Source organism: Halomonas urmiana (genome assembly GCF_005780185.1).
Taxonomy (GTDB): Bacteria; Pseudomonadota; Gammaproteobacteria; order Pseudomonadales; family Halomonadaceae; genus Halomonas; species Halomonas urmiana.
In genome coordinates this window covers 25,319-38,645 of sequence record NZ_VBUI01000026.1, presented here as the reverse complement: position 1 = coordinate 38,645, position 13,327 = coordinate 25,319, and the positions used below count along the sequence as shown (strand labels likewise).

Here is a 13,327-nt window from a genome sequence, read left to right as displayed (position 1 = left end):
GCAGGTGGGTCGGGCGTTTCGCCAACAGAGTGAACTGGAGCGATCTTGGATTATTCCCCCTTCAGCTATGTCACCGCGGAGAAGGCCGATCTCTATCGTGAGGTGATGCGCGCCTTCGTGGAGGCCAAGTCGCACTTCCTGGTGCACCTGCGCCCGGAGGACGTGCAGCAGCAAGTCGGTGAGCCGGAGCTGGCCACCGTGCAGGCGGCCCTGACCCAGCTGGTGACCTGGGGTAACCTGGATGCCGAGCGCGACAACGCCCGGGTGACTAGTGTCGAGGACTACTACCGTGCCCTCTACGTCTATCAGCTGACCCGTCAGGGCGAAGCGGTGGAGGCCGCCCTGGCGACCTTCGAGCATGAGCTGGGACGGCGCGGGTCGCTGCAGGGCGTGGCGCTGGAGGATATCCGCACCCGCCTGCGGGCGCTGCTGATCCTGGCGAGGAGCGAGTCGCCCTCGGCCACCGAGAGTCAGCTGCTGCTGCGCGACCTGGCCGGCGTCTTTGCCGACCTGGCCGAGAATGCCCGGGCCTTCATGACGGGGCTGAACCGTACCCTGGAGAGGGAGGGCAGCGATGCCGATGCCTTCCTGCTCTACAAGGAAAGGGTCATCGGCTATATCGAGCGGTTCCTTGGCGACCTGACCACCGCCTCTGGCGAGATCGCCGAGCTGATTCGTGCCCTGGATAGCGATGGCGAGGGTGGCGAGGCACCGGTGGACCGGCTGCTGCGCCAGGCGGCCGAGCGGGAGCTGGCCGACCTGGCGCCCGGCGAGTCGGCGGATGACGGCGAAGAGCGCGCCCGCGCCTTTGCCGAGGCGTGGCGGCGCTGGCATGGCCATTGGGAGGGGCTGCGCGCCTGGTTTCTCGATCAACCCGGGCGCCAGGCCCAGGCGCGGCTATTGCGCAGCAGCGCGCGCCGAGCCGTGACGCAGCTGCTGGAAATGGTTAGCCGGCTCAACGAACGCCGCATGGCGCGCAGCGATCGCTCGGCGGACTTCCGCACCCTGGCGCGCTGGTTCCTGGAGTGTGACAGCGACGCTGACGCGCACCGTCTGTGGCGCACTGCCTTCGGCATGACGCCGGCCCGTCACCTGGTGATCGATGCCTCGACCGCTGAGCAGTGGCAGCAGACGCCGGTGCCGGCCAGCACGCCCTGGGCCGAGGCCCCGGGAATGCAGGTGCAAGCGCGTCTGCGTGCGACCGGCAGCTACCAGAAACCCGGGGCGCCGCCCAAGCTGCGCAATCGTGCCCGGGAGCGCGAGCTGCTGGCCCTGCAGCTGGCCGAGGAGGCCAGTGCGGCCCGCGCCGCCCGGCGCCAACTGGTGGAGCGAGGCGCCGAGCGGCTCTCCCACCTGTGTGAGCGGGGTGAGCTGGATGATGGCGCCTTCCGCCTGCTGCTCAATCTACTCGGCGATGCGCTGGCGGCAAGCCCCGATGATGGGACCCCGGTGACCACCACCACCGCCGATGGCAGCCTGCGCATCACCCTGGCGCCGCTGGGTCTCGATACCACGGCGACCCTGCGAACCGAGGCCGGGGTGCTCCGCGGCCGCGACTACCGCCTGGAGATCATCGATCTGGAGGAGGACGCATGGACGAGCTGAGCGATGCCCTGACGCGCCAGCGCCAGGAGGAGCAGCGCCGTGCCCTACGCGCCCTGCTGGCCCGGCCGCTGATTCGCAGCGATGACGCCGCCTTCCCCCTGATTCGCCGCCATGCCGCCACGCTGCGCGACTGGCTGGCCCGCGAGGCCGGCTGGCATCTGCAGAACGAGCGCGACTTCGTGCGCCTGCACAAGCGTCCCGCCGATCTCGGCGACCCCACGCGTCCGGCGGCGGTGGGCCGCGGCACCCAGCGCAAGACCTTCAATCGCCGCCGCTATGTGCTGTTCTGCCTGCTGCTCGCCGACCTCGAGCGTGGCGACGCCCAGATCACCCTGGGGCGCCTGGGCGAGGGGCTGGGGCAGGCGGTCAGCGACCCGGCGCTGGCCGAACGCGGCCTGACCTTCTCCCTGGACCACCAGGAGGCGCGGCGGGACCTGGTGGTCGTCGTGCGCCTGCTGATGGAGCTCGGGGTGCTGGTGCGCGTAGCCGGCGACGAGGAGCAGTTCCTGCGCCGCGGCCTGGAGGGTGATGTACTCTACGACGTGGATCGCCGGCTGCTCGCCGCCCTGCTGGTCACCGCTCGGGGACCCTCCCTGGTGGCGCTGAACGGCGCCGACGCCGACCTCGACCTGGACGCGCGGCTGCGCGCCCTGAGCGAGACCTTCGTGCCGGATACGCCCGACGGGCGCAATCGCGAGCTGCGCCACCGCCTGGCGCGGCGGCTGCTGGATGATCCGGTGGTCTACCGGGAGGACCTCGACGAGGAGGAGGCCGCCTACCTGGCCAACCAGCGCGGGCCCCTGCTGCGCCGGCTGCAGCAGGCCACGGGGCTGGTGGCCGAGGTGCGTGCCGAAGGGCTGGCGCTGGTGGATCCCGACGGCGAACTGACCGACGAGAAGCTGCCGGCGGAGGGCACCGAGGGGCACCTGGCGCTGCTCATGGCCGAACGGCTGGCCGATGCCGGCCCCGAGGGCGTCGGCCTCGGGCAGGTCGAGGCCTGGATCCACGAATGGCAACGGACCTTCCGCCGCTACTGGCGCAAGTCCGCCTGCGAGCCGGGGGCCGCCCACGGCCTGGCCCGGCAGACCCTGGCCCGCCTGGTCGCGCTGGGCCTGGTGCGCCATCAGGCGGAGCGTGAAGGAGGGCGCGTCCTGCCGCTAGCGGCGCTGGGTCGCTTCCGCGTTCGCGCACCCGCACTCCCCGATGCCGCCGACAACGCGCAATACGCCCCATCCGATCTGGCCGAGTCCTCTTTCAATGAGTGAGTGTCCCGCCCCATGAGTGAGCTTCCCGAACCGCGCAGCCAGCGCTGGCAGCCGTTGCGCTGCGGCCTGGTGGAGATCTTCTACTACGACGAGGAGACCTTTCACTTCCACGACGGCCGGCTGCTGCTGCGCGGCAACAACGGCACCGGCAAGTCCAAGGTGATGGCGATGACCCTGCCGTTTCTGCTCGATGGCCAGCTGCTTCCCTCCCGGGTGGAGCCCGATGGGGATAGCGCCAAGCGCATGGAGTGGAACCTGCTGGTAGGCGAGTACCAGGAGCGGCTGGGCTACACCTGGCTGGAGTTCGGGCGTCAGGGAGAGGAGGGGCCCGAGACCTTCACGGTGGGGTGTGGCCTCAAGGCGGTCGCGGGGCGCCCGGTGCGCTCCTGGTTCTTCACCACGGCTCAGCGCGTCGGGCGTGATCTCTTCCTGATCGAGGGGGGGCGTAGCGTGAGTCGCGAGAGGCTTGGCCAGGCGCTGGGAGAGCGAGGGCAGCTGTTCGATCGCGCCGCGGACTACCGTCGCGCCATCGACGAGCGGCTCTTCCGCCTGGGGGAGCAGCGCTACGGCGCCCTGCTCGACCTGCTGCTTCAGCTGCGCCAGCCGCAGCTGGCCAAGAAACCCGATCCCAATCGCCTCTCCCAGGCGCTCAGCGACGCCTTGCCGCCGCTGGGGCGGGGGCTGATCGGCGAGGTGGCGGAGGCCTATCGCAGCCTGGACGTCTATCGCGAGGAGATTCAGGGGCTGGAAGAGACCGCCCGCGCGGTGGAGGCCTTCCTCGGGCACTATCGCCACTATTCCGGTATCGCCGTACGCCGCCGGGCCGAGGCCCTGACCGGCGCCAACGCCGAGTATGAGCGCCTGCGTCTGCAGCTGGGCCGCGATCGTCAGGCCCATGAGCAGGCCCTGGAGACGCGCGATGCGCTGAGCGAGTCGCGGGAGACGCTGGCGGGGCAGCAGCGGGATCTGGCGGCTCGCCAGCGCACCCTGGAGGCCAGCGACGCCATGCGCTCGGCAGAGGCGCTGCGCAACGCCGACGAACTGGCGCGTCAACGCCGTACCCAGGCCGATCGCCAGGACAAACAGCTCGCCCGTGAGCGAGAAGGCCTCCATCGCGCCGAGAGCCGCTGTGCCGAGGCCGAGACGGTCCTCGCTGCTTCAACCTCGGCGCTGGCACAGCGGCGCGAGGCGAGCGCCGAACTGGCCGATGCGGCCGGCGTGGGGGCCGACCATCGCCGCCAGGTGACGGCGCTGCTGCCGGCAGCGGACAGTGCCGACCAGGTGCCTCCCGACGCCGCAGAGATCGACACCCTTCATCAGGCGCTGGGCTCTGTGCATCGTCGCCGCGAGGAGGGCGTAAGCCACCTCAACCGCCGCCTCGATGAGGTGGAGCGTGAAGAGCGTGCCTATCATCGGGTCGAGCATGAGGCGCGCCGCGAGGAGGAGACCCTGGCCAGTCGTGAGGAGGAGTGGCAGGAGGCGATGACGGCGCGCGCCGAAGCCGTCGAAGGACTGCAGGCGACCTGGCGTGAGTGCTTGGCGAGTCTGCGTGAGCTGACGCTCGAGGATCCCGAGGCGCTGCTCGCCGAGCTGGCACAGTGGTGCCATCACCTGGGCGGCGACGATCCCGCCGAAGCGGGGCTCTCGACGGCTCGAGACGCCTTGCGCGAGGGCCTGGGCCAGCAGCGCCATGCGCTGGCGCAACGGCGACGGGAGCTCGACGCCGAGCGTGCCGACCTGGAAGCGGAGCGCAGCCGCCTGGAGGCCGGGGATGAGCGCGTACCGCCCGTGCCCTACACCCGCGGTGAGGGCGCGCGCACTGGGCGTCCCGGTGCCCCGCTCTGGCAGCTGGTGGACTTCGAACTCTCCCTGGACGAGAGCCAGCGCGCCGGGCTGGAGGCGGCCCTGGAAGCTTCAGGCTTGCTGGACGCCTGGGTGCTGCCGGAAGGCGAACTGTTGCGCTCCGATACCTGGGACACTTTGCTGTTGCCCGATGCCGGTGGCGCGGTCCTTTCTAGAGAGGCCAGCCTGAGCGCGGCCCTCAGGGCCGATCCTCCCAAGCACGCCCCGGTCACCGTTGAGGTGATCGAGCGGTTGCTGGCCGGTATCGGCCTGGGTGAGGCGGAGGCTATCGCCTGGGTTAGCCCCGCCGGAGACTGGCGGCTGGGGCCGCTGACTGGTCGCTGGGGCAAGCCGGCGGCGGTCTATATCGGCCATGCGGCGCGTGAGGCCGCCCGGCAGCGCCGGCTGATGGAGATCCACCAGACGCTGGAGGCCCTGGCCGCTCAGGACGCCGAGATGGCGGCACGGCTCGAGCGCCTCGAGGCGCGCCTCCAGGGCGCCGACCAGGAGTGGCAGCGGCGCCCCAGCGCCCAGGCGCTGCGTGATGCCCATGCCAACGAGGCGGCGGCGCGACGTGCCCGGGATACCCAGGCCGAGCGTTTGGAGCAGGCCCGCGAGGCGCTGGAGGAGGCCCGCGAGGCGCTCGAGGCCCTGCGCGGCGAGCTCTACCAGGCCGCCGAGGATCTGCGCCTGCCCGCCGAGCGCGAGTCCCTGGGCCGCCTTCAGGCCTCGCTCAACGACTATCGGCTCGCCGTCAGCGAGCTGGTGCAGGCCGTTGTCACCTGGCAGCAGGCGCGACGTCGCCATGACGAGCAGCAGGACGAGCGGCAGACGGCCCGGGAGACCCTTCAGCAGGCCGAGTGGGAGCACGCCGAGGCCACCGAACAGGCCCGCGAGGCCGAGGTGCGTCGCGATACCCTGCGCGAGACCATGGGCGCCGAGGTGCAGGAGCTGGAGCGTCAGCTGGCGGCCATCCAGGAGCAGAGCGAGGCGCTGGCGCTGGAACAACGTGAGCAGGCGCAACGTTACGAGGCCCTCATCGGTGAGGTCGCACAGTTGGCCGAGAAGGTGAACCACGGCGAGCAACACCTGGGCGAGCTGGATGAGCGCCGCGCCGAGAAGATTGCCGCCTTCCGGGCCTTGGTGGAGGAGGGACTGCTGCGCGTCGCCGCGCCGGAGACGACCCTCGCGGCAGAGCAGCCCCCGATCTCCTGGGCGGCGGATCCCGCCGTACGACTGGCGCGCGCCGCCGTGCAGGCGACCGCGGGCGTCAACGCCGACGACGAGAGCTGGCACGCCCATCAGGGGCGGTTGCACGAGCACATCAAGCTGCTCACCGACGTGCTCTCCCGCGGCGGTCATGACTGCGTCGCCGAGGCCCGCGACGACCTGTTGCTGGTGCGCATCGTCTTCCAGGGCCGGCGCCAGGACCCCGATGCCCTGCATCGCCAGCTCAACGAGGAGATCGCCGAGCGGCAGGCGCTGCTCAATGCCCGGGAGCGAGAGCTGCTGGAGAACTACCTGATCGACGAGGTGGCCAGCCATATCCAGGAGCGCATCCGTGACACCGAGTACCACGTGCGGGAGATGAACCGTGAGCTGGAGAGCCGGCCCACGAGTACCGGCATGCGCCTGCGCATCCGCTGGCAGCCCCTCACCGAAGGGCAGAGCGCCGGTGGCATGACGGCACCGGCGGGGCTGGCCGATGTCTGTCAGCGGCTGCGTCGCCAGGCGCTGGATGCCTGGTCGCCGGAGGATCGCGAGGTCGTGGGTGACTTCCTGCGCCGGCGCATCGAAGAGGCGCGGGCCAGCGACGAGGGCGGTGCCCTGCAGGAGATTCTCGAGCGCGCGCTGGACTACCGCTTCTGGCACCGCTTCGTGGTGGAGCGTCATCAGAACGGCCAGTGGCGCCCCGCTTACGGTCCCGCTTCCGGGGGCGAGCGAGCCCTGGTGATCACCCTGCCGCTGTTCGCCGCTGCGGCCAGCCACTACGGCAGCGCCCATCACGAGGCGCCGCGCCTGGTGATGCTCGACGAGGTCTTCGCCGGCATCGACGACGACGCGCGGGCCAAGAGCATGGGCCTGCTGGCACAGTTCGACCTCGACGCCGTCATGACCTCGGAGCGGGAGTGGGGCTGCTATGCCGACGTGCCGGGGCTGGCCATCGCCCAGCTGGTTCGTCGCGAAGGGGTCGACGCCGTCCACGTCACTCGCTGGCGATGGGACGGGGCTCGCCGCTCGCGCGACGAGGTGCCGGTCTCGCAGGCACGAGAAGCCGTTCCCCTGGCGGTGGATGAGGCGGCGGATGGCGGCATGGACAGCCTGTTTTGATGGATCTCGAGCGTCTGCAGCGATTACTGGGTGGCCCCGAGCTGGTCCGGCTGCGTCAGAAGCTGGCGCGCAAGTGTCTGCGAGACGGCGGCGGGCAGCTTTCCCTGAATCGGGTCAATGAGGCCGAACGGGCCGCTGTGGAGCGCCTGTTAGGGCGGGCGCCCCGCCGGGGCAAGTCGCTGAGTGTGGATCTGGAGGCGATGTCTCGGGCGTTATCCCGCGCCGGGGTGGCCGAGGACCTACGCGCTGCCCTCGAGGCGCTCGATGGCCCCCTGGTCGATGATCGCGCTCGGCGCGAGGCGGAGAGCCTGACCTGGACAGCGCTCATCGACGGCTTCAGGGAGCGGGCAGAACCCCTCGGGCTGGTCGATTGGCTGGAGACGCTGCAAGCCAGCGGGCTGCTTAAGCGGTTGGCCGCGCGCAACGAGCGTTACGGCGTGACCTTGCTCGAGCAGGCCCTCGACGTGTTGGAACGCCTGCCGGTCCAGGGCCTGAGCCTGAGCGCCCTGGCGGCCGAGTGCCTGGGCGATGCCCATGGCCTTGATGCCGGCAGGCCGGTGGCCGCCCTGGTGCGCCGAGCCCTGGCACGCCACTGGCGGGGTGGGGTTGCCCGTGTGGATCCCGACGAACGCAGTATCTGGGCCCATGCCGGCGTGCTGATGGGCGGGGATGTCACCAGCGCGGTGCTCACCTTGCGGCTACCCGTACGCCCGGGGCGCGTGCTGGATGAGGCCCTGTCCCGCTATTGCCATCAGGCGGAGCCCAGCTGGCTGACCCTGCGGCAACTCCTCCGGCATCCCCCCGCGTGGGACGCTGCCAGCCGGGATGTCTTCGTCTGCGAGAATCCCGCCGTGCTGGCCGAGGCCGCGGAGCGCCTGGGGGCCGACGGCGCTCCGCTGATCGCCACCTGGGGCCGGCCCGGCGCCGCCGTGCTCACCTTGTTGGAGCAGCTGGAGGCCGCCGGCGCCGTGCTCCACTATCACGGCGATTTCGACTGGGCGGGGATCAGCATCGCCAACGCCCTGCTGGCACGCTTTGTCATGCGGCCTTGGCGGATGGGGGCCGATGATCTACTGGGATACGCGAACCTGGGTGGGAAGCCCTTGGCGGGCCGTCCGCTCGAGGCGCGTTGGGATCCCGAGCTGCGGGCGGCCCTGGAGACGCGGGGGAGGGCGGTTCATGAGGAACAACTGATTGATATCCTGCTTGGCGATCTCCGCGTCGGCTAATCCTGCCCCTATCTCGAGGCGGCGCACTCATGGTCGCGGCGGCAGCGGGATCTGACTCGGCCAGTCGTCGGGGACCAGGATGAGGCGCCTGGCGGCGCTTTCGGGAGGGTGAAGCACGATCTGGATGGGGCGAGCGGCGGCCTGGAAGTGGGCCGCCAGCTGTCTCTCCAGCACCGCCAGGGGCTGCAGCTCATCGAACCGGGGCAGGGCGAGCCAGTGCGGCTTGTGCAGCCAGGCGCCGCGGGTGCCTCGCGGCAGCCCGGCCCGCAGCCGGGGCCAGTCCTGCGCGTAGAGCCAGCGGCCGCGCAGGTGATCGGGCGTGGCGTCTCGCGGCGCCGGCAGGGGGGCGTGCCAGGGATAGAAGAGCACGCCCGGCAGCGCCAGGCGCGCGGGCGTCGCCGGTTCGGTTCCCGATCCCGTCGGATCCGCGGACGATAGCAGCGGGCGAAGCGCTTCGCGCGCCTCCGGGGTTCGCGCCAGTCGCAGCTGGTGATGGAAGAGATGGTCGCGCTTGGCGAGCAGGCTGTCGGCCCCGCCCGGGCCGATCCAGCGCGCCTGGCTGTCCGGCGTGCCGGGCCCCTCGACGAGGCCCAGGTAGAACTTGATCGCTACCTCCAGGTGCACCGGGCGAGGGTCGTCGCGGCGGGCGTAGAGCAGGTCCAGCTCGCCCAGGGTGCGCTTGCCCTGGTGAATGCGCAGGTTGTGGGCCAGCAGCCGCGTGGCGGGCGCCTCGTCGAGCAGGAACTGCCAGAGCCGCTCATGATAGAGCCCCATCCGCCCGCGCAGGGTGGGGGCGAGATGGGCCTCGAGCCGGCTCGGCGCGCGCTCGTGTTCCACCAGCCAGGAGGCCATGCGCTGGTCGTCGGCGAGGCCCAGCTCCTCGCGGGTCGGGCGCGAGGCCCCGGGCATCTCGATGAGGCAGGGCGCCAGCACGATCCACCCCAGGTCGCGGACCAGCGGATGGCGGCAGTGATCGAGCAGGCGTTGCGCCGAGGCGGTGAGCGGCATGGCGAGGGTCCGACGTTGACGTTCGTGTCTGACATTGAAGCTGTACAGGCCTTATACTCAGGATACATTCATAAGGAACCGGGTGAACATGATGATTCGTCCCCTGTCTCGCTGCGTCTCCCTGGCGGCCGCATCGCTGATCGCCATCTCCACGGCCCAGGCGCAGGATCCCGTGGTGATCTCCTCCAAGATCGATACCGAAGGCTCGGTGCTCGGCCAGCTGATCCTGCAGCGACTGGAGCAGGGCGGCATCGAGGTCGAGGACCGCCTGCAGCTCGGCGGCACCAGCATCGTGCGCGAGGCGCTGCTGGCCGGCGAGATCGATCTCTATCCCGAATACACCGGCAATGGCGCCTTCTTCTTCGACATGACCGACAGCCCGGTGTGGAACGACGCCGGAGAGGCCTATGAGACCGTGCGGGAGCATGACGCCGAGGCGAACGGCCTGGTCTGGCTGACGCCGGCCGAGGCCAACAACACCTGGGCGATCAGCGTGCGCGGCGAGCTGGCCCGCGAGCATGGCCTGTCGAGCCTCGAGGACCTGGCGAGCTACCTCGACGACGGCGGCGCGTTCAAGCTGGCGGCCAGCGCCGAGTTCGTGGAGTCGCCCCAGGCGCTGCCGGCCTTCCAGTCGGCCTACGGCTTCGAGCTTTCCGAGGAGGAGCTGCTGATCCTCTCCGGCGGCAACACGGCGGCCACCATGCGCGCCGCCGCTCAGCAGACCAGCGGGGTCAATGCGGCCATGACCTATGGCACCGACGGCGGCCTGCAGGCCCTGGACCTGGTGGTCATGGACGACACCCTGGGCGTGCAGCCGGTCTATCAGCCGGCGCCGGTGGTCCGCGAGGCGGTCCTCGACCAGTACCCCGAGATCGCGGAGCTTCTCGAGCCGGTCTTCCAGGCGCTGGACAAGGAGACCCTGCAGCGCCTGAACGGCGACGTGGCGGTGAACGGGCGCGCCCCGGACGCCGTGGCCGCCGAGTTCCTCGCTACCCTGGGCGACTGAGGCGACCTTGCCCGTCGAGCGTCCCCGCCACAATATCGTGCTGCTGAGCCTGTCGCTGATCGGCCTGCTGGTCTGGCTGGCCCTCGACACGGTGAGCGTGGCGCCCAACCGCATCGTCCCCGGTACCGCCCATGGCCTGGTGGCGTCGCTCGGCTGGGGCGGCGCCCTGGTCTCGGCGCTGCCGCTGCTGGCGCTGGGCGCCCTGGCCCGGCGGCCGACGCCGACGGCGCTGCGCCTCGCCCTGGGGCTCACCGTGGTGCAGCTCGCCACGCTGCCACTGTGGCTCTCCCTGGCGGCGCATCGCCTGGTCGACCCCGACGCGCTAGGCGCGCGCTTGGGGATCGGCGCCGGCGTCTGGCTGCTGCTGTTTCTGCTGCTGATGCTGCTGGTGGAGCTGCGTAGCCGGCTTTCGCTGTCGCGCCTGGCCGGCGTGTCGCTGCTGGCGGCGCCGCTGGCCGTGCTCGGGTGGTGTCTGACCCAGTGGCTCGTGCCCCTGGCACTGTGGCAGGAATATCAGGGGCGGCGCGATCAGTTCCTGGGCGCCATCCTCGAGCACCTGGCGCTGGTCGGCGTGGCGGTCGGGGCGAGCCTGCTGCTTGGAGTGGCCGCGGCGCTGGCCATGCGCCGCTGGCAGGCCGCCCAGCGGATCGGCTTCGGCGTGCTCAACTTCCTGCAGACCATTCCCAGCATCGCGCTCTTCGGCCTGCTGCTGGCCCCGCTCGCCTGGCTCTCGGCCCACGTCGACTGGCTGGCGGCGCTGGGGGTCAGCGGCATCGGTTGGGCGCCGGCGCTGCTGGCGCTGGTGGGCTACAGCCTGCTGCCGATGGTGCGCAACACCTTCGTGGCGCTGGAGGCGGTGGATCCCGGCGTCATCGATGCCGCCCGGGGCATGGGCATGAGCCGCGGCCAGGTGTTTCGCCAGGTGCGCCTGCCGCTGGCGCTGCCGGTGATCCTCGAGGGCGTGCGCATCACCACGGTGCAGGCCATCGGGCTCACCGCGGTGGCCGCGCTGATCGGCGCCGGGGGCCTCGGCACCTTCATCTTTCAGGGGCTCGGCCAGGCCGCCATGGACCTGGTGCTGCTGGGCGCGCTGCCCATCCTGGTCCTGGCGCTGGTCGCCGACGCCCTGCTCGGGGCCCTGACCGAGACGCTACGCCCGGGAGGGGCCGAATGATCGATCTGATCCATGTCACCAAGCACTTCGGCGATGCCGTCGCGGTGGACGACATCTCGCTGAGCGTGGCGCGGGGTGAACTCTGCGTGCTGGTCGGCACCTCGGGCTGCGGCAAGTCGACCACGCTGCGCATGATCAATCGCCTGATCGAGCACAGCGAGGGCGAGATCCATATCGACGGCCAGCAGATTCGCGAGTTCCGCGAGGAGAGTCTGCGCCGGCGCATGGGCTATGCGATCCAGAGCACCGGGCTCTTTCCCCACTGGACGGTGGCCCGCAACATCGGCCTGGTGCCGCGCCTGCTCAAGTGGCCGGCCGCCCGGATCCAGGCGCGGGTCGAGGAGCTGATGGCGCTGCTGGGGCTCGACCTGGAGGAGTTCGCCGACAAGTATCCCCATCAGCTCTCCGGCGGCCAGGCGCAGCGGGTGGGCGTCGCCCGGGCGCTGGCGGCGGACCCCGATATCCTGCTGATGGACGAGCCCTTCGGCGCCCTGGACCCGCTGACCCGAGAAGGCCTGCAGGAGGAGCTGCGCGAGCTGCAGGGGCGGCTCGAGAAGACCATCGTCTTCGTCACCCACGACATGGACGAGGCGCTGCGCCTGGCGGATCACCTGGTGGTGATGCACCAAGGGCGCATCAAACAGCAGGGCCGGCCGCTCGAGCTGCTGCGCGAGCCGGCGGATGCCTTCGTCGAGTCGCTGCTGGGTGGCGAGGGTCGTGGCCTGAAGGAGGCGGCGCTGCTGCCGGTCAGCCAGCGGATGCTGCCGCTGGGGCCGCGCCTGCTGGCGCGCGAGCGGATCGGCCAGCAAGCCAGCCTGCGCGAGGCGCTGTCGCTGATGCTGTGGCGGCACGCCGAGCGGCTCACCGTGGTGGATGACGACGACCTGCCGGTGGGCGAGCTCTCCCTGCGCCGTCTGGTGGGGGTGCGCAGCGATGACTGAGTGTCGCCGGCTGGTCGTGCCGCTGTGCTGGTTGTCGTTGCTGCTAGCCGCCACCCTGGGCATGGGGCAGCTGGAGGGGCTCTTTCGCGTCATCGAGCCCGACAGCCGCCAGGTGATCTATGACCGGGCCGGCTTCCTGACCCTGCTGGGCCGCCACCTCTCGGTGGTGGGCGTGGCGGCCGTGCTGGCCATCCTGATCGGGGTCGGCGCCGCCATCGCCGTGACCCGCGAGCGGGGCCGGGACTTCCTGCCGCTGGTCAGCCAGCTGGCTTCCATGGGGCAGACCTTTCCGCCGGTGGCGGTGCTGGCGCTGGCCGTCCCGGTGCTCGGCTTCGGCACCCTGCCGATCATCGTGGCGCTGCTGCTCTATGGGCTGCTACCCATCGTGCGCAACACCCTGGCGGGCATCCTCGGCATCGAGGCCTCGGTGCGCGAGGCGGCGCGCGGCATGGGCATGAGCAGCGGCCAGATCCTGCGCCAGGTGGAGCTGCCCCTGGCCGCGCCGGTGATCCTCGCCGGCATCCGCACCTCGGTGACCATCAACATCGCCACGGCGGCGATCGGCGCCACCGTGGGGGCGAGCAACCTGGGTGACCCGATCATCTCGGGGATCGTCAATGGCAACACCGCTTATGTGATCCAGGGTGCGCTGCTGATCGGCCTGCTGGCCATCAGCGTGGACAGCCTGTTCAGCCGCCTGCCGTCGCCCGGCGGGCGCTGATGTCTGCCCGGCCTCGCCGGCAAGCCTTCACGCACCTCGCTCGCCTCGAGCGCATCTTTCGCGCGCTGCTTTCCAGCACCGCCCCCCAGGGCTATCGCCATTGGCAGCATCGCGCAAGGCTTTCCCGGCGACAGGCCTTCGAGGGGGCGCTGTGAATACCTCCCTGTACGCTACCTCCGCCCTGCTTCGCTCTCGCATCCTGCTC

General features: G+C 70.9%; 10 protein-coding genes. 9 read left to right on the top strand and 1 reads right to left on the bottom strand.

Annotated features, from left to right (window positions below):
* Positions 1–45 precede the first annotated feature (45 nt).
* Genes FEI13_RS15450 through FEI13_RS15435 form a run of 4 tightly spaced genes read left to right on the top strand, consistent with a single transcriptional unit; the run spans position 46 to position 8,272 of the window.
* On the top strand, positions 46–1,605 hold the full coding sequence (locus FEI13_RS15450; protein ID WP_138182416.1) for a TIGR02677 family protein: 1,560 nt from the start codon (positions 46–48) through the stop codon (positions 1,603–1,605).
* Positions 1,593–2,870, top strand: coding sequence for a TIGR02678 family protein (locus tag FEI13_RS15445; protein ID WP_138182415.1), 1,278 nt, complete (start codon positions 1,593–1,595; stop codon positions 2,868–2,870). The genes FEI13_RS15450 and FEI13_RS15445 overlap by 13 nt, the downstream gene beginning before the upstream one ends.
* Before the next feature lie 12 nt (positions 2,871–2,882).
* A complete protein-coding gene (locus FEI13_RS15440; RefSeq protein WP_138182414.1) occupies positions 2,883–7,043 on the top strand; it encodes a TIGR02680 family protein in 4,161 nt (1,386 codons plus the stop codon).
* Complete coding sequence (locus FEI13_RS15435) at positions 7,043–8,272, top strand: TIGR02679 family protein (protein ID WP_138182413.1); 1,230 nt, start codon at positions 7,043–7,045, stop codon at positions 8,270–8,272. Before FEI13_RS15440 ends, FEI13_RS15435 begins: the two co-directional genes overlap by 1 nt.
* A gap of 27 nt (positions 8,273–8,299) precedes the next feature.
* Here FEI13_RS15435 and FEI13_RS15430 read toward each other — a convergent pair whose 3' ends face one another.
* Positions 8,300–9,280: a DUF1853 family protein gene (locus FEI13_RS15430; protein WP_138182412.1), complete on the bottom strand. Its 981-nt coding sequence runs from the start codon at positions 9,278–9,280 to the stop codon at positions 8,300–8,302.
* 91 nt (positions 9,281–9,371) lie between these two features.
* Between FEI13_RS15430 and osmF the strand changes: the two genes are divergently transcribed.
* Genes osmF through FEI13_RS19110 form a run of 5 tightly spaced genes read left to right on the top strand, consistent with a single transcriptional unit; the run spans position 9,372 to position 13,277 of the window.
* Entirely contained in the window at positions 9,372–10,286 is a 915-nt protein-coding gene (osmF, locus tag FEI13_RS15425; RefSeq protein ID WP_138182435.1) for a glycine betaine ABC transporter substrate-binding protein OsmF, read from the top strand.
* A gap of 7 nt (positions 10,287–10,293) precedes the next feature.
* Positions 10,294–11,460: an ABC transporter permease gene (locus FEI13_RS15420; RefSeq protein ID WP_240036544.1), complete on the top strand. Its 1,167-nt coding sequence runs from the start codon at positions 10,294–10,296 to the stop codon at positions 11,458–11,460.
* Positions 11,457–12,401, top strand: coding sequence for an ABC transporter ATP-binding protein (locus FEI13_RS15415; RefSeq protein WP_138182411.1), 945 nt, complete (start codon positions 11,457–11,459; stop codon positions 12,399–12,401). The genes FEI13_RS15420 and FEI13_RS15415 overlap by 4 nt, the downstream gene beginning before the upstream one ends.
* A complete protein-coding gene (locus FEI13_RS15410) occupies positions 12,394–13,122 on the top strand; it encodes an ABC transporter permease (protein ID WP_138182410.1) in 729 nt (242 codons plus the stop codon). Before FEI13_RS15415 ends, FEI13_RS15410 begins: the two co-directional genes overlap by 8 nt.
* Entirely contained in the window at positions 13,122–13,277 is a 156-nt protein-coding gene (locus tag FEI13_RS19110) for a hypothetical protein (RefSeq protein WP_158294556.1), read from the top strand. Before FEI13_RS15410 ends, FEI13_RS19110 begins: the two co-directional genes overlap by 1 nt.
* Positions 13,278–13,327 lie beyond the last annotated feature (50 nt).